The sequence below is a fragment of the Chloroflexaceae bacterium genome, assembly GCA_025057155.1.
Classification (GTDB): Bacteria; Chloroflexota; Chloroflexia; order Chloroflexales; family Chloroflexaceae; genus JACAEO01.
Genome location: JANWYD010000024.1, coordinates 1 through 16,892, shown reverse-complemented (window position 1 = coordinate 16,892; position 16,892 = coordinate 1). Strand labels below are relative to the sequence as shown.

The 16,892-nt window shown below is 66.9% G+C and carries 14 protein-coding genes and 1 tRNA gene; 4 read left to right on the top strand and 11 right to left on the bottom strand.

Annotated features, from left to right (window positions below; all coding sequences use genetic code 11):
* Positions 1 to 160: 160 nt before the first annotated feature.
* The 7 genes from NZU74_18190 to NZU74_18160 all read right to left on the bottom strand — a co-directional run bounded on the left by NZU74_18190 (position 161) and on the right by NZU74_18160 (position 8,561).
* Entirely contained in the window at positions 161 to 2,257 is a 2,097-nt protein-coding gene (locus NZU74_18190) for an MASE1 domain-containing protein (protein ID MCS6883266.1), read from the bottom strand.
* 341 nt (positions 2,258 to 2,598) lie between these two features.
* Complete coding sequence (locus NZU74_18185; protein MCS6883265.1) at positions 2,599 to 4,656, bottom strand: biotin/lipoyl-binding protein; 2,058 nt, start codon at positions 4,654 to 4,656, stop codon at positions 2,599 to 2,601.
* Between the two features lie 8 nt (positions 4,657 to 4,664).
* Complete coding sequence (locus NZU74_18180; GenBank protein ID MCS6883264.1) at positions 4,665 to 6,119, bottom strand: ATP-grasp domain-containing protein; 1,455 nt, start codon at positions 6,117 to 6,119, stop codon at positions 4,665 to 4,667.
* 410 nt (positions 6,120 to 6,529) lie between these two features.
* A complete protein-coding gene (locus NZU74_18175) occupies positions 6,530 to 6,763 on the bottom strand; it encodes a hypothetical protein (GenBank protein MCS6883263.1) in 234 nt (77 codons plus the stop codon).
* Between the two features lie 126 nt (positions 6,764 to 6,889).
* Positions 6,890 to 7,561 carry a TMEM175 family protein gene (locus NZU74_18170; protein ID MCS6883262.1) on the bottom strand — a complete coding sequence of 224 codons (672 nt, stop codon included), beginning with the start codon at positions 7,559 to 7,561 and terminating at the stop codon, positions 6,890 to 6,892.
* A complete protein-coding gene (locus tag NZU74_18165) occupies positions 7,561 to 8,328 on the bottom strand; it encodes a CPBP family intramembrane metalloprotease (GenBank protein ID MCS6883261.1) in 768 nt (255 codons plus the stop codon). Before NZU74_18165 ends, NZU74_18170 begins: the two co-directional genes overlap by 1 nt.
* Positions 8,325 to 8,561, bottom strand: coding sequence for a hypothetical protein (locus NZU74_18160; protein ID MCS6883260.1), 237 nt, complete (start codon positions 8,559 to 8,561; stop codon positions 8,325 to 8,327). The genes NZU74_18165 and NZU74_18160 overlap by 4 nt, the downstream gene beginning before the upstream one ends.
* Positions 8,562 to 9,272: 711 nt before the next feature.
* On the opposite strand from NZU74_18160, the gene NZU74_18155 reads away from it, so the two are divergent.
* The 4 genes from NZU74_18155 to NZU74_18140 are packed head-to-tail and all read left to right on the top strand — an operon-like array spanning position 9,273 to position 13,015.
* Positions 9,273 to 12,062, top strand: a complete 2,790-nt coding sequence (locus NZU74_18155; protein ID MCS6883259.1) for a LuxR C-terminal-related transcriptional regulator — start codon at positions 9,273 to 9,275, stop codon at positions 12,060 to 12,062.
* 14 nt (positions 12,063 to 12,076) lie between these two features.
* Entirely contained in the window at positions 12,077 to 12,589 is a 513-nt protein-coding gene (locus tag NZU74_18150) for an ASCH domain-containing protein (protein MCS6883258.1), read from the top strand.
* A 43-nt stretch (positions 12,590 to 12,632) separates the two neighbouring features.
* A complete protein-coding gene (locus tag NZU74_18145) occupies positions 12,633 to 12,893 on the top strand; it encodes a YihY/virulence factor BrkB family protein (GenBank protein MCS6883257.1) in 261 nt (86 codons plus the stop codon).
* A complete protein-coding gene (locus NZU74_18140; protein ID MCS6883256.1) occupies positions 12,893 to 13,015 on the top strand; it encodes a hypothetical protein in 123 nt (40 codons plus the stop codon). The genes NZU74_18145 and NZU74_18140 overlap by 1 nt, the downstream gene beginning before the upstream one ends.
* 275 nt (positions 13,016 to 13,290) lie before the next feature.
* On the opposite strand, the gene NZU74_18135 is transcribed toward NZU74_18140, so the two are convergent.
* The 4 genes from NZU74_18135 to gatB form a co-directional block, all read right to left on the bottom strand.
* Positions 13,291 to 13,605, bottom strand: a complete 315-nt coding sequence (locus NZU74_18135) for a hypothetical protein (protein MCS6883255.1) — start codon at positions 13,603 to 13,605, stop codon at positions 13,291 to 13,293.
* A gap of 147 nt (positions 13,606 to 13,752) precedes the next feature.
* A tRNA-Leu gene (locus NZU74_18130) sits at positions 13,753 to 13,838 on the bottom strand.
* A 170-nt stretch (positions 13,839 to 14,008) separates the two neighbouring features.
* Positions 14,009 to 15,133, bottom strand: coding sequence for a ligand-binding protein SH3 (locus NZU74_18125; GenBank protein ID MCS6883254.1), 1,125 nt, complete (start codon positions 15,131 to 15,133; stop codon positions 14,009 to 14,011).
* 78 nt (positions 15,134 to 15,211) lie between these two features.
* Positions 15,212 to 16,672: an Asp-tRNA(Asn)/Glu-tRNA(Gln) amidotransferase subunit GatB gene (gatB, locus tag NZU74_18120; protein MCS6883253.1), complete on the bottom strand. Its 1,461-nt coding sequence runs from the start codon at positions 16,670 to 16,672 to the stop codon at positions 15,212 to 15,214.
* Positions 16,673 to 16,892 lie beyond the last annotated feature (220 nt).

Sequence of the window (16,892 nt, the reverse complement as noted above, 5' to 3'; positions counted from 1 at the left end):
GTCGTAAGTGTGCCATAGACTTTCCACCGCTCAGATGGCCCGCACCCCGACCGGCAGCACCTGGTCGAGGGGCGCCGCGTAGGCGGGAATGGGCGTGCCGAAGATGAACTGATACCGCTCCGGGCAGAGGCTGGTTGGCTCGCGCGGCGGCGTGCGTTGTTCAACCGGTTTTGTCCTCAGCCGGTAATTCGGGCAGGTAGATCACAAACTCCGCGCCACGCCCCACCTCTGACTGGAGCGTAATCGTCCCCCGCATCTGCCTGATCAGGCTGTAGCTGATCGTCAGACCCAGACCAGCGCCCTTGCCGGGACCCTTGGTGGTAAAGTACGGCTCGAAAATGCGCGCCGCGACCTCGGGAGCGATCCCGCTGCCGGTATCGCGAACCGTCAGTTGCACGTACCTTCCTGGCGCCAGCTCAGGTACATCAGGATCCTGCCAGACAATCTCGCAACGGCCCGTGCTGATCGTAATCCGCCCGCCTGACGGCATCGCGTCGCGGGCATTTTTGACCAGGTTGACCAGGACGCGCTCGAACTGAACTGGTTCAACCTGGCACAGGAGCGCATCCGGCGCCAGACGGTAAATTAGCTCCACATCCTTCCCCAGCAAGGGTCGCAACAACAGATCGGTCTGCCGAACCAGTTCATTCAGGTCACGGCGCTGCATCGCCACCTCGCCACGCTGGCCGATGATCTGCAGTTCGCGCACCAGGTCCTTCCCCCGTTTCAGCACTGACCGGATGGCATCGAGATCGGCCCGCGCCGGGTGGTCGCCTTCCAGACTATCCAGCGCCAGTTCGCTGTGTCCTTCGATAACCGTGAGCAGGTTGTTGAAGTCGTGGGCGATGCCGCTTGCCAGTTGACCCAGGGCCTCAAAGCGGTTCAGACGCGCCAGCTCGGTAGATAATCGAGCTGTGACGAGGGCCTGAGTCAGCCGCTCGGCAAGTTCCTGTACCGCTTCCAGATCAAGGCGCCGGTAGATCCCCGCCGGGTGATTGCTGAACAGCAACAACGCGCCAAGGGGTTGATCGCGGGCGATCAGCGGCGCGGCGATGAGCATGGTTGGCCGTATGGCCGACCATAGCGCCCGGCGCGCCCCGCCGGGCGTAATCCGGACGGCCAGATCCTGATCCGGGTCGGCGAGCATAAGGGGCCGGCGTTCCTGGATCACTCGAGTGAGCAGGTACGGTTCAGCCGGGTCAGCAACGATCTGGCGCAGCGCGGTAAGGTGTGGTTTGCAGCCCGGGTCGAGGCAGGCCGCGGCAACGGTCTGCAGCCGTCCATCGCGCTCAAGGAGATCGATGCAACAACCATCAACCCAGGCGGCAATATGCCTCGCGGCGGTGTCCAGCATCTGCGCCTCGTCGGCGCGCTTCGTCAGAACGCCGCCAACATCGGCCAGAAGCCGCGTGGCGCGCAACCGGCGCTCCCGCTCGGCGACCAGGGCGCTCATGATCAGCCCGGTTACAACCAGCACGGCCAGGAAAGTCTGCAAAAAAAAGAGGCCGTTGTCGAAGGCCGCAACGACGAAGGGCCCGTTCCCCAGCCTGGTCAGCCCGATTGTCAGGATAGAAATGACGCCAATCGCGACAGCGGCGCCGTGAGGTCCGAACCGCAGGGCGGCCCAGATGACGAAGACGAAGAGCACGTAGGCGTAGTTTAACTCGAAACGCATTACGACGCCCGTGACTGTGATGAGCAGGCCATACAGCACGGCCACCTCGACGATGCGGTTCCAGCGCAGGTAGCGAATCCCCGGCCGTTGCAACGCAACGAGCGCCGGCGCAACCGTCAGCACGCCCATCACGTCGCCGATCCACCAGGTGCGCCAGAAGCGCCAGGCTTCGGCGCCAGGAATCCCCTGGCTCAGTATAAACAACGCGCTCGCCCCGGTGGCGGCGAGCGGAACGCTGATCAGCATCGTGACGGCGATGAACGCCAGCACCTCTTTGAGCGCGTCGAGTTCGAACGAGGGACCAAGTAGCGGCCGGAGCAATGCCACGCCAATGACCGCCTCCAGGGTGGAACATACCGCGATTCCAATCTCGATTGGAACCGGAATGCCTATCCATATTCCGGTGATCATTTCACCGACGAATACCCCTGGCCAGAGCCACAGGCCTCCCTGGAACAGGGCCAGGAAGACAACTCCGGACAGGGGCCACACCGGTGAGAATGGATTCGGCGCCGTGGCAAAGAGCAGCCCGAGCGACGCTACGACCACATAGACTCCGCAGAGGAGCGCATTGAGGATCACCAACCGAACCGGGTTTGTATGAAGCAGGCGGCTGATGGCTGGCACGGGCTTGCCTGGTCTGGCGGGCTCGTCATTCCCTGATTATGCAGGACTGCGGCCAGCGGCGGCTCTCCTGCCGGCGCCTTCGCTCCGCTGCTATTCCCTACGTATGCGGGCCTGCGATCGCGCGGTCGGACAGCGGCCAGGGCACGGCAGGCGCGATGAACTGCGAATGCGTCGCACTTTGTCCTCTCCTGGAAGATAGAGGGAGGATCGAATGGCAATAGCCACGGTATTGTAGCACACGGCAGCGCAGGGCCGAAGCAGTGGCTACGCCACTGCTTCGGCCCTGCCGTACCGCATCAGGCTTCCTTCTCCAGCACGAACAGCAACTGCCCTTCCTTCACCACGTCGTTCAGCTTGATGCAGACCTCGGCAATACGGCCGGTGAAGGGGGCGAGAATGGCGTTTTCCATCTTCATTGCCTCGAGGTTTGCCACCTCCTCGCCTTTGTGCACAACATCGCCGACATGGATCGGGCCGCGCTGCGGGTTGCCGATGCGCCATACGTTGCCGTTGATTGGAGCGCCGATTTCATTGGGGCCCTTTGCCATCCGTATCTCCGCCTTCCTGGCCCGCGGCGTCGTCACCGGGTAGACTCGGGTCACATTGTTGACCTTCAGCACCACGTGGATGACACCCTCGTGTTCGGCGCCGACTGATACGAGCTCGATACAGCATGGCTTGCCATCAAGCTCGAAATCAACCTTATCGCCACTGCGCCGCAGGCCGTTGCGCCAGACATCCGTCGGCAGCACCAGGGGCGCCATGCCGTAGCGCTCGCGGAACTCGATGAAGCTGAGGGCATCTTTGGGATGCATCAGGTAGAGAATGAACTCCTCCTCCGTCGGCGCGCGCCCGATGGCCTCGCTCAAGGTCTGGCGGAGCTTGTCGAGATTGTCGTCCTTGAGCGTATCGAGGGGCGAGAGGTCGGTGCGCGCCTGGATCTTCGCCTGCCACTCGTCGCCGAAGGCGCTCTGGTACACCCAGTCGGCCGGCCAGCCGACTGGCAGCCTGCCGTAGCCACCCACAAGCAGGTTCTTGAAATCCCCGGAAGCGTTGCGGAACAGTTGCAGGAGCTCCTCGCGCTCCTCCTCGCTCATGGCCTCCATATCCTGCCCCTGCTCCTCGACGAACTTGCTGAGCAGCGCGATGAGCCGCCGGACGCCGGCCTCGCCCTGCTCCTTCGCATAGCGGTTGACGATCCCGCTGCACGTCACCCAGGTGATCTGCGAGCCCGGAGTCACGTCGAAGTAGCGCACGATCTGGTTATAGAGGGACATGACGCGCAGGATCGCCGGCATGAGGTGCAGGAACCCCCCTTTCTCGGCCTGCTCAAATGAGCTGGGAAAGGCCCCGCCGGGCATACGGTGTCGGGTCACGCCGTGATCGTAACCCTTGAACGGCGACTCGGCCCACTCGTAGTGCCCGATCCACTCGCGCACCTGCTGGTTGGCTTGCTCCGCAGCCGACCGGTTGAGATGCACGTGGATGCCGCCCTCCTCGAAGTAGGCCTGCACCCCGAGGATGGGCGAGTGGCCGTAGAAACGCACCAGGGCGTCCTCCTGGACATCAACGATCTTGGCCCCGGCCTGGGCGGCGGCGAACAGCGCCGGCACAGCCAGCCCGTCGGTGACGTGGCGGTGGTAGTGGACCAGCAACTCGGGGTAGTGCTCCTTGATTGTCGTCACCAGCTGGCCGATGCGCACCGGGTTGCCGACGCCGGCCATATCCTTGATGCAGAGGATAATCTCATCAACGCCCCCGGCAAGGGCGACGATCTCGCGGACCACACCCAGATAGTACGCATCGGTGGCCCAGTCGGCCACCGTAAACGAGATCGCCGGCTCGAACAGCCGTCCGCGCTTCATCACCACTTCGGCTACCGCGCGCATATTGCGCACATCGTTGAGGAACGAAAAACAGCGCCAGACATCAATATCCACCTGTGAGACGGCGTACTCGATAACGTTCCGGGGGTAAGGCCGGTAGCCCCACAGGTTCGTCTCGCGGACCAGGGTCTGGAGCAGGACGTTGGGCATCAACTGGCGCAGGATCTGGATCTCCTCAAACGGGCTCTCGCGGCGGTTCATGATCCCGACGTGCCAGCGTGCGCCGCCGTGACACTCGGCGCTGAAGAGGCCCATCTGGTTGTACATCGGGGCCAGGGTCTTCAGATCGTAGATCCGGTGGCGATTCTTGAAGTCGGACTGCCCGGAGTCGCGCATGCTCACCGACGTCAGGCAGACGCCCTGCAGATTGCGCACCGCCTGGACGATCTCGCGGGCGGTCATGCCTGGCCGCACAAAAACGTAATCTTCCTGAACGGCGGCCGGCGGGGAGACAGTGATGGTTGCCATGGTTCACCTCACATCCAGCTCTGCGGGCCCAGGGCGGAGATCTCGGCCACGTACTGGGCGACCCGGAGCATCTCGTCCTCGCTGGTGCGCTCGCGGAAGCCGGAGACAAGCTCCGGCAGGTGCTGCTCGATGAACTTGGTCGAGAAGTCGCCAGCGATGAACTTGGGGTGCCTGATGATGCTCAGCAGCAGGGGCGCGAGGGTCTTGATGCCCTCAATGCGCAGGTCGCCGGTGAGCGCCCGGTCCATCACCCGCAGCGCGTCGGCCCGGTCGGCGCCCGAAGTCATCAGAAGCATGAAGAGCGAGTCGTAGTACGGCGGAATGTCCTCGCCCTCCGCCGCGCCGAGCAGGACGCGCACATTAGGGCCGAGGGGCGTGCGCAGACGGGTAATCTTGCCGAACGAAGGGCCGAAGGTCTTGGGGTCCTCGGCGTTCAGGCGCACCTCGAGCGCGCAGCGGTTGGGGACGACATCAAGTTGCTTGATCGGCAGGGGCTTGCCCTCGGCGACATCAAGCATGATGCTGACGATGTCCAGGCCGGTGATGAGCTCGGTGATGCCGTGCTCGACCTGGAGCCGGGTGTTGACCTCGAGGAAGTAGAAACTCTGGGTGGCGGGGTCGAAGATGAACTCCACGGTGCCGGCCGAAGTATAGCCGATCCGGCGCATCAGGCGCGCCGCAGTGACGCAGATCTCCTGGCGCAGGTCATTTTCCAGGGTCGAAGGCGCTTCCTCGATAATCTTCTGGTTGCGGCGCTGAAGGGTGCACTCGCGCTCAAAGAGGTGGACGACGTGCCGGTACTCGTCGGCCACCACCTGCACCTCGATGTGCCGGCCATGCTCGATATACTTTTCTACGAGGACCGTATCGTCGCCAAAGGATTTCCTGGCCTCGGAACGGGCCTGGGCCAGCGCGCCGGGGATCTGCTCGGGCGTGTCAACGCGAACCATGCCCTTCCCGCCGCCGCCGGAGGCAGCTTTGATCATGATCGGAAAGGCGATGTCCTGCTCGCACATCCATTCGGTTATCTGCTCGGGGCGGGTGACGTTTTCGATTCCGGGGATGGTCGGCACATTCGAGCGCCGGGCAATCTCCTTGGCCTGGATCTTGTCGCCCATCATGCGGATGACCTCCGGCCTGGGGCCGATCCAGATCAGACCGGCGTCAATGACCTTCTGGGCAAAGTCGGCATTTTCCGCCAGAAACCCCCAGCCAGGATGGATGGCGTTCGAGCCGCTGGCCAGAGCGGCCTCGATGATCCGATCCCCGTTCAGATACGAATTAATCGGCGGCGCATCGCCGATATGAATGGCCGTGTCGGCCATAAAGACGTGATAGGCCAGCCGATCAGGCGTGCTGTACACCGCGGTCGTGGGGATCTTCCGGTCACGGCAGGTATGCATGATCCTCACCGCCGGAACGCCGCGGTTCGCCACAAGCACTTTGTGGATGGTGCGTTGCATACGGACCTCGCCTCTGGCATTCAGTAGTGCCGAGCCATGGTTTCGCTACGCGGCCTTGTGAGGTGACAGTCGGGGGAGGCACGGAGGGCTGCAGCCTCTGCCTGTTCGGCCCGCGGCGGCAGACACGCCCGCGTTTCGACCGGACGCGCACCTGCCGCGCGCGGAAGGGGGAATGCGGGGAGGCTGCACCTTCGTCTCCTCCAGCCGCTACGCGGGTATGAACCATGTCCAGGTTTAAAATGTGGGGGCAAGTATAGCACAGAAACGCCGGGCGTAGCTTCGCGAGATCGCAAATGCGCGGCCCCGGACCGCCTCTGCACCTCTCCGCATCATCTGCGTCTCTGCGGTAAATGCCAGACCAGGCAGTCCCGACAACGCAGTCTGGCCGCGCCCGTCCTTCATCGCCGCGTTCACCTCGCTCTCCTCGTCGGCCGGCGGCTCATCAGGGTTTGCGCCTCCGCGAGGGGCACGGAGCGGGTCATGTCATCGAAGCCGGTGAGCAGAGGCGGCGTCAAGGCGAGCGGATCGTCCGCGGCCTGGAAGCGGGGTTGCCATTCGCGCGCCAGCGTGGCAGGCTGTTCCTCCTCGGCGTCATCGAGCATCATCAGCCGGTAGGCCGGCGAGAGGTGGAAGTTGTAAGCCATGGAGGGAAGGTACGGTGCAACAATCGCTGGGTGAGATGACGCAAAGACCTGACCGGCAGGCGCGCAGGCCATCTGTGTTCACACCACGGGGCCGCGGGCCTGCCGGTCAGGTCTCATATGGCAGCGTCAGTCACCGGCCACGGGCGCCCCGGCGCCACGCAACGCTTCGTCCCGACCGGGCGCCTGGACCAGCAACCCCACCGCGATCAGCAGCCAGGAGAACCGGGCCAGGTCGCTGCTCCACCAGGCGATAGGCACGGAGAGCAGAAAGACCCCCGGCGGCGTCAGGGCCCGCCAGCGGGATGCCCGCAGGGCATGCGGCGCCATCGGCGCCTTGAGCAGCCGCCCGCGGTTGCTGGCGTACCACCACAGACCGGCGCTCAACAGCCCCGTCGCCGCCATGGTCAGGGCGTAGAAGCTCGTCGCCACCACGCTGTCCGACTCGCCCAGCACGGCCGTGGGGAAAGGGACAAAGGCGATGCCGAGCAACAGCGCCAGGTTCAGCCCGAGCAGGCGCCGGTCGTAGCGAACGATGTGGCGAAACATACGGTGGTGGGCCAGCCAGAAACTGCCGATCACCAAAAAGCTGACGCCATAGCTCAGGTAGCGCGGCCAGAGGCTGATCAGGGCGTTTAGCAGGGCCGCGTTATCGCCATACTCGCCGGCCGGGAGCCGGATCTCGATGGCGAGCAAGGTGATCGCAATCGCAAACACCGCGTCGCTGAAGAAGATCAGCCGCTCCAACCCGATGTGATCCGTCAACGGCGCCGTCGCGCCCCGTGCGTCGTGGGCCGCCATCACGCTTCCTCCTGATCCTCTACGCTCCAACCGCGGAGCAGCCATGCTCCATAGATCACCAGCGTCACGCCGCGGATCACCTGGATAGGGATGACCGGCAGATGGCTGTAGTGGAGCGTGAGATCCTCAAACGCATGCAGGACGATCAGCGGCCAGAGGGTGTTGGTGCGCAGTCGCAGGGCGGCGTAGCCAAAGCCAGTGGTCATTGCCCCTACCACCTGGGCCAGCACCAGCCCTGGGCTCTCGCGAAAGAACAGGTTCGCGAGGTGGGTGAGCCCGAACAGAACGCTGGTGAGTGTGGCCGCGCCCATCGGCCCCAGGCGCTCAAGCGCCCGCAGCACGACGCCACGGAACAGCGCCTCCTCCCGTAACCCGACCAGCAGGTAGGCCACGGCGAACACGCCGGCCATGGGCAATTCGGTGCTGCGGAAGCCGGCCACGAACGGCAGGACGAAGGTCAGCGCTGCCGGCAGCCAGAGCAAGCCGGGTGAGCGCCAGGCCGCGGGCCGGTTGAAGCCCGCCGGGCCCCACCAGCCGAGCAAGGCGATCAGCCCGAGCGTCAGCCCCGTCAGGATGACGAGGGTAACCAGTTCGGCCCAGCGCGGGCCGAGCAGGGCCTGCACCCCCAGTTGCAGGGCCACGCGGATAAGGACATCACCCGCCGCGATCGTCAGGGCCGCGGGGACCGGGCGCCGCGCCAGGGCCGTCGTGAGAATGGCGCGCCAGGTGCGGGTCCGCCCGATGGCGCCGGTCATGGAGTTGTTCATTGTCTTCCTCCGTAGCACTCGTCTACTGTCGTCTCGCCAGCGCGTTCGACGGCGAGCAGCGGGAGATTCAGATCGCGGATCTTCGTCAGCACGCCGAAGAGCGCGCTCTGATCCGGCAGGGCGCCGGAGAGCGTCGTCGTGCCGTCGGCCTCATGGCGCAACTCCATGCCAGCCAGCCAGACTGACCAGCGGGCCGCCAGGTGTCCGCCCACGCGGATGATGTAATGAGCCATCGCCACGGTATCCTTGCTCAGATGCGGCCGCCTTCTCCACGGGGCCGTGCCGCTGCTTATTGCCGACAGTATCGCTCGCCGGCGGGGCAAAGCGCCTCTATCGCGCGATAGAGCCCGCGGTAGAGCCGGGCCGGGAACCTCGCGCCGCGTGGCCTCCACCTGGGGATAGAACCCGAGTAGTGGCGCACAACCACCCAACGGGTATGCTGGCGAGGGGGTCGCGCAAAACACGACGCCACCGGGTTGCGCCGCCTCTCCGCGCGCCGTATAATGCCTGCCTTGAGTATGAATGGCAGGCATGGCGCATTCCGGCGTTGCCGTTGGGAGAGGCAAACCCGTCCGAACACCCCGGGTGTCCTATAGGGTTCCGGGGGCTACGCCCTCTCGGACCCGCCCCTCGGGCCGTTCTCAGGTGTAGGGTTTTCCGACACATCCTCGCGTCGCATTCGCCATCCGGGGCATTGGGACGCCCAACTCCCCCCTCTCCACCGTAGGTGGAGAGGGGGGCAGGGGGGTGAGGACCGTAAGCGCATTGGAATGCCGAAAACCCCTGCTCGCCCCAAAAACCCTACACCTGAGAGGTGGGTCCCCCCGGGTTCCCCATCCTCCCAACGAGCGGAGCAAGCGTTTTCCTGGTAGGGCAAAGCCCGCCCGGACGCGCCCGAAGGGGCCATCCGTACAGGCTCGTAGCAGGCGAACGACGGAAACCTTATGGCGGCGGAAGAACAGGCGGAGGCCGGGCGGCGGCCACCCGATACGCTCCTCGCGACCAGGCTGCTCAGCCCGCCGCGGCGACAACAGATCATCACCCGTGAACGGCTGGTCGCGAAGCTGCGCCAGGGGCAGCAGGGTCCGCTGACCCTGATTTCCGCGCCCGCAGGCGCCGGCAAGACGACGGCCGTGAGCACGTGGCTGCTGGAAGCGCGACCGGCGGACCCGCAATCGCTCGAACGCTTCGCCTGGCTCTCCCTCGACGCCGAAGACAACGACCCGGCGCTGTTCTGGAGCTATGTCTGCGCCGCCTGCGAGCGGCTGGCGCCCGGGGCGGGCGCGGCGGCCCTCTCGCTCGCGCGGGCGCCCCAGCCCGCCCCGCTCCCGGTCATCGTGGCGACGCTGATCAACAGCCTGGCCGCCCTGCCCCCCGTCACCGGTCCCGAGCGGCCCTACGCGCTGGTGCTCGACGACTATCACCTCATCGAGAATCCGGATATTCACGCCTCGCTCATCCAACTGATCGAGCGGCTGCCGCCCCAGGTCCATCTGGCGATCACCGCTCGCGCCGACCCGCCCCTGCCGCTGGCCCGGCTCCGCGCCCGCGGGCTGCTGACGGAACTGCGCGCCGCGGATCTGCGCTTTACCACTGCCGAGGCGCGCGAACTCATTGCCGCCGCGACCGGTCTCCGTCTGGACGAGGCCGCCATCGAGGCGCTGGAGGCGCGCACCGAGGGCTGGGCCGCCGGCCTGCAACTGGCTGCCCTGGCCCTCAGCGATCAGCCCGACCCAAACAGATTTGTCGCCGCGTTTGCCGGGAGTCACCGCTACATCATTGACTACCTGGCCGACGAGGTGCTCGCGCAGCAGCCGCTCCACATCCGGGAGTTTCTCCTCCGAACCGCGATCCTCGATGAGCTCTGCGGCTCGCTCTGCGACGCAGTCCTCGGTATCGCGGCGGAAAGCCGGGCGCCAGGCGCCTCCGCCGGCGATTCCGGCGCCAGCTTCAGCCAGCACCTTCTTCGGGAGTTAGAGCGCAAGAACCTTTTCCTGGTTCCGCTTGACGACCAGCGACGCTGGTACCGCTACCACCATCTGTTTGCCGAGGTCCTGCGGGCGCGGCTGTATGAACTGGCGCCGGAGGCGGCCCCAACGCTCCACCGCCGCGCAGCAGCCTGGTACGCCCGCGCGGTGGCGGTGGACGGCCCCGCGCGGCTCGATGCGGCGGTGCGCCACGCGCTCGCCGGCGGCGACGACGAGCGGGCCGCCGGTCTCATCGAGGATTCGGGCGAGACGCTGCTGCGCCACGGCGCCTTCGCGCGGCTTGCCACCCTGATCCAGGCCCTGCCGCCGGGGCGGGTGGAGGCGTCGCCGGCGCTCGCCATCCTGCTGGCCCGGGCGCGCTTCGGCCGCGCCGAGCCGGACGCCGTGCCGCCCCTTCTCGACGCGGCGGCGGCGGCCCTCCCCGCGGCGGACCTTGCGGAGGACGAGCGCCGCGCGCTGCGGGCCTGGATCGTTGCGCTTGACAGCCACATGCTTCGCGTTCGCGGCCAGTACGCCGAGGCGATCGCGCGGGCGCGCGAGGCCCGCGCGCTCATCAGCGCCGGCGAACCGACCCTGCGCGGCTTCGCGACGATGGGCCTGGCGCTCGCGCTGCACATGGGCGGTGAGCTTGCCGCGGCCGTCGAACCCTACCGCGAGGCGCTGCACCTGCTCGACGCCGATGACCGCCACACCGCGATCACCACGCGGTGCCTGGCCGGGCTGCTCTACCAGAGCCTCGGGCGCTGGGAGGACGCGAGCGCGGCCTACGACGAGGCGCTGGCCCGCGCGCGGCCCGCCGCAGGCGCCTCCGTCGCGCTCCTGCCCGTCGCGGGCTGGGCGATGATCGGCCTGGGCACGCTGGCATACGAGCGCGATGAACTGGCGGAGGCCACCCGGCGCCTCGAGGCCGGGATCGCCCTGGCGGAGCAGGGCGAGGTGCGCGACGCCCTCCCGTTCGGCTACGCGGCGCTGGCATTGCTGCGCCAGGCCGAGGGCCGGCCCGCCGAGGCCCGGGCCGTCAGCGATCGGTTTCTGCGCTTCGCCGCCGAGAGCCTCAAGCTCCCCCTGGTGGCAACCTACGCCCGGGCGGTCGCCGCGCGGCTGGCCCTGCTCCAGGGCGACCTGGCGGCGGCGGAGCAATGGGCGCGACGCTACACGCCTCCGGCTGGCCCCCTGTTTCTATCGGAAGCGTTCGTGTTCGCCACCTGGCTGCAGGTGGGGATTGCCGCGGGGCGCGCCGAGGAGGCGCTGGGTTGGATCATCGCGCGGCTGCCACAGGCCGCGGCGAGCGGAGACGCGCGGCTCATGCTTGAACTGTCCGTCCTGCGGGCGCAGGCGGAGCACACCCTCGGGCGACCCACGGCGGCGGGCGCCCTCGACGAAGCGCGCCGCATCGCGGCGCCTATGTGCGCCCGGCGCATCTTCCTCGACGCCGCGGCCGCGCTTTCAAAGGCGCGGCCCGGCCCGGCTCCGCACGCCCCCGTCGATCTCCCGGCGACATACGGCGCGTCCGTACCGCCCCCCGACACCACGCCACTCGAACCTCTGCAGGAGCCATTAACCGCCCGCGAGCAGGAGATCCTGCATCTGATCGCCGAGGGTCGCTCCAACCAGGAGATCGCCGACCTGCTGGTCGTCGGCGTCGGCACGGTAAAGACCCACCTGCACCACCTGTACGGCAAACTCGCCGCCCGCGACCGGACCCACGCCGTTGCCCGCGCCCGCGCCCTCGGTCTTCTCGCATGAAGATGGCGCCCGGCATGCCTCTCCCTTACCTTGAGCCAGAGACCTTGCGCGCCGCGGTCGCGGACGATCCCTTCTGGAGCGCCAGCCTGGACGCCGTGCTGGCCGCCGATCCGGCGCCGCGCGCCCTGCACCTCGCCATTCTCGTCGAACCCTACATGGGATTGATCCTCGCCGGGCAGAAGCGCATCGAGGCGCGCTTCTCCGTTCACCGCCGCGCGCCGTTTGAACAGGTGCACCCCGACGATGTGCTCCTGCTGAAACGTTCCAGCGGACCAATCCTTGGCATCGGACGGGTTGACCGGGTCCGTTGTTTGGCGCTTGCTCCGGAGGATCTGGACGACCTGCGGACCCGGTACGCCAACGAGCTCTGCGTTGACGATCCCCGCTTCTGGCGCCAGCGGGCCACGGCCCGCTACGCGACGCTCATCTGGGTAAGCCAGGTCAGCCCGATCGCGCCGCTATGGGTCCCCAAACGTGATCGCCGCGCCTGGGTGGTGCTGCGCGCCCGGGGGGCGCTGCGCGAGTAGATGACTGGATAGCTTCTCAGTACGTGCGGGGATCTACATTCTCCTGCTCTGGGCGCTGCCGCCGGTGCGCCTGAGCTGGAGCGCGATCTGGTTCCCCGGCCTGGTCTGCGCCGTGGCCGTGCTGCTCACGACCTACGGCCTCGGCCTCTACATCCGCTTCTTCAGCGCGCGCAACCTGTACGGCGCCATCGGAACGCTCTTGGCGCTCCAGCTCTGGACCTGCGCCAACGCGGTGGCGCTCTTCGGGTGCGCCGAGCTCAGCAAGCAGATGGTCAGTGCGCGTCTATCTCACGAAGAGGATTGATGACCGCGAAGGTGACGCTGCTGTGGGCGGAGACAGGGCGGCGAAGGAGCGCCGTCGCACCGCGCCGGGATGCCGAAAACCCGTTCTTGGTTGAAGAACTCTCCACCAGAGAGGAGGAGTGAGGAGGTGACAGTTAATTGCCGAAACACTTCATTCACAGACGATAGAAGTCTGTGAACTACGTTTCCTGGCATTTCCGCCGCCTTCCCAGCCTCCCCCTGTTGGAGGGAGACGCCGGGCTCCTTCCCCAGCGGGGGAGGGTTAGGGAGGGGCGGCGGTTCAGCGAAAGACTTTGTTTTCAGACTACTAATAGCGTTTCTCGAAAAGATTGACCCGAAATGATAGCGGCGCGAGTGCGACGAGCCACACGGCTCAGTGTCCACAGTGGATATTTCGGTCAGCACTCTAATAACGCCCTGGCCAGGCACGCGGGGCAGCCGTGTGGCCTCATCGCAGCGCCCCGGGTGAGCCTCGCAAAGAGCACCGGATGAACCGCGGCAAGCTCGCGATGGATTGCCCACAGCGCGGGCAAGCCGCGCCTGAACAGGAACGCCAGCGCCGCGCCCGCCAGGGTGAACGGGGCGAGCAGCGCCAGACGCGACCAGTAGCTCAGCGCCGCCACCCCGACCACCAGCGCCTGGAGCAGACGGCTGCCGGTATGGGCGCTTAAATCAGTGGCAAAACTCTTTGCGCCCTGGCACCTTTGCGTCATCCATTCTAATCTAACCACTGCTTCCGGCTCACCTCGATTTCAGGAGCCACAAGACGCCGCCACACCATTTCGTCATTCGTGACGAAATGGTGTGGCGGACAACAAGCCGCTCAAGGAGTGAGATCACGCGGTCCTGTGCATTCTACCTGGTGCCGGAGACGGGACTCGAACCCGTAAGGGGTTGCCCCCAGCGGTTTTTAAGACCGCAGCGTTTGCCATTTCGCCACTCCGGCCCATTTCCGCGCAGAGCGCTGTGGTGCCGTAGAGATGTGGAGGTGTGGAGATGTAGAGCTGTGGAGATGTAAAAATACCGCCGATAATCGAATTCACAAAATGTTCAAGACATCAACCGGACACACCTCCACACCTCCACACCTCCACACCTCCACACCTCCACACGCCCCTACCGCGCCTCCAGATACTGCCCCGCGCACCAGCCCTCGCCCAGCGGGCTGCGTACCTGCCACCAGGTGTAACCGTCCGCCTCGACAGGGCCGCTCAGCACCTCGACCGCCGTTCCCGGCCCCAGGCCAAAGATGACCACATTGTCGGCGGCGGCGCCCGGGTTGGCCCGCACACTCAACACCTCCACGTCCCCGCGCACGTACACCGTCTGGCCCGGGGCGAACGGAGGCAGCACCGCCACGGTCGGCGGCGCCTCGTCTGCCGCGCCGCCCTCCTCCCCCGGCGCCGGGACGGCCACGGGCGAACGTGCCAGGCTGCCTGGCAGGCCCGCTGTCGGCGCCAGGACCGCCGTGGGCATCGGCGGGGCCGCGCTGCGCTGCTGCAGGCCGATGGAGATCACCGCCCCCACCAGGAAGATGCTGAGCACGATCAGCGTCGGCAAGAGCCAGACCGGCGCGCCGTTCCACATAGCCTCCGGCCCACGGTTGAGCTGCCGCGCCAGGGGCAACTCGCTCGTGGCGCGACTCGGCCGCACCCGCCCCACGTAGCGCGCCAGCTCCGCGTCGGGGTACACGGTGCGCTCCCGGCGCGGCCCGCTGTCCACTGTCGCCACGCGCGCGTCGCGCGGCCCGCGCCGCAGCATCACCTCGGCCCGCCCCCTCGTCGCCTCACGCTCCTCCACATGGGCACTCCCCGCCAGCAGCGTCGCCCCCGGTTCCTCGTCCGGCGGGGTGACCATGACCCCGTAGCGCGGCAACAGCCGCGCCGCCAGGCGCCGGTAGGCGTCAATCGTCTCGGCAGCCACCACCACCTGCTCGCCGTGGGCGATGCGCCCGCGCAGGCGGTGCATGCGCCGCACCCCCTCGGCCTCGGCGAGGCTCAACGGCCCCAGCGTCACTTGCGTTAACGCCTCGAGCAGGTCAGGAAACGGCTCACGGGCCGCGGGCAGGTTCAGGCGCAGCCCGTGGGCGCGCAGGGCGTCCTCCACGCTGCCGTGGAAGCTCAGCAACGCCAGTTCCAGATAGCCCCGCCGAAGGCGCCCCAGGGCCGCGGTATACTTCGTCCGCGCCGATTCGATCAACTCGATGGGGCCGGGGGTTCGATTGTCGTCGGCTGTGCTCATTGCTTGTATGGTCAGGTTTCCCCGGTGCGCAACCTGGAAGGCGCGCAACCTGGAAGGCGCGCAACCTGGAAGGTTGCGCTACTGCTCCGCCGCCAGTTCCGCCTCCAGCAGCTCGCGGGCCAGTTGCGGGTTGGCCTGCCCGCGGGTGGCGCGCATCATCTGGCCGACCAGGTACTGGAGGGCGCTGGTTTTGCCGCCCCGGTACTCGGCGACCACTTTGGGGTTGGCGGCGATCACCTCGCGCGCCACCGCCGCCAGGGCCGCGCTGTCGCTGATCTGCGTCAGCCCCCGCTCGGCCACGAGACGCGCCGGGTCGGCCCCGCTGTCAAAGCTGGCCTCGAAGACCTGCTTGGCCACATTGCGATTGATGCTGCCCTTCGCCACCAGGTCAATCAAAGCGGCCAGGTGGGCCACCGGCATGCGCTCCACCAGGCGCAGGGCCGGCTCGTTGCGTTCTTTCAGCAGCCGGAAGCCCTCGTTCAACACCCAGTTCGCCACGTCCTTCGGCGTGCCGCCCACTTCCCGCGCCGCCGCCACCGCCGCCTCAAAGTAGTCGGCGATCGGGCGCTCCAGGGTGAGCAGGTCGGCATCCTGGAAGCTCAGCCCATACCCGCTTTCAAAGCGCGCCCGGCGCGCGTCGGGCAGTTCCGGCAACTCGGCGCGCCGCGCCGCGATCCACTCGGCGCTCAACACCAGCGGCGGAATGTCCGGCTCGGGGAAGTAGCGGTAGTCGTGGGCGTACTCCTTTGAGCGTTGCCCTACGGTCTCACCGCGAAACTCGTCCCACCCGCGGGTTTCCTGGGTCACCACGCCGCCGGCCTCCAGCACCGCGATCTGCCGCTGGATCTCGAAGGCCAGCGCCCGCTCCACGAAGCGGAACGAGTTGATGTTCTTGATCTCCACCTTTGCCCCGTAGGCCGCCTGGTCTGCCGGACGAACGCTCACGTTGGCGTCGCAGCGCAGGGCGCCTTCCTCCAGGTTGCCGCTGTTCACCCCGATCCACACCAGGATCTGGCGGATCTTCTCGAAGGTCAGCCGCGCCTCCTCGGGGGTGGCGATGTCGGGGCGGGTGACGATCTCCATCAGCGGCACGCCGCTGCGGTTGTAGTCAATCAGCGAGGAGCCGTCGTCGGCGTGGATCAGGCGCCCGGTGTCCTCCTCGATGTGCAGCCGCTCGATCCCTATGCGTTTGGTGGCCCCCGAAGCCAGGCGGATCTCGATCCAGCCGTCCGAACACAATGGCTCGTCGTACTGGGTGATCTGGAACCCCTTCGGCAGATCGGGGTAGGGATAGGACTTGCGGCTGAAGATCGACCGCTGGTTGACCGTGCAATTCAGCGCCAGCCCCGAGAGGGCGGCGTACTCGATGGCTTTAGCGTTGACCACCGGCAGCGCCCCGGGCAACCCCAGGCTCACCACCGACACGCGGCTGTTCGGCGCGCTGCCGGCGTAGTCGGCGCTACACCCGTCGAACATCTTCGAGGCCGTCCGCACCTGGGCGTGGATCTCCAGGCCAATCGTGGCGATGTACTCCGGCATAAGCTCCCTGCGATGCGTTGCTTTCGCTTATTGTAGCACGGTTCCAGAGGCAGGGTTTGCCTCTCCTGAACATCGGGGAAACCGGGTTTCCCCACGCCCCTGCCCGCGGGCGGCGCCAGCGACCCCAACGCCGGTTGGGGGTACGGGGAAACCGGGTTTCCCCACGCCCCTGCCCGCGGGCGGCGCCAGCGACCCCAACGCCGGTTGGGGGTACGGGGAA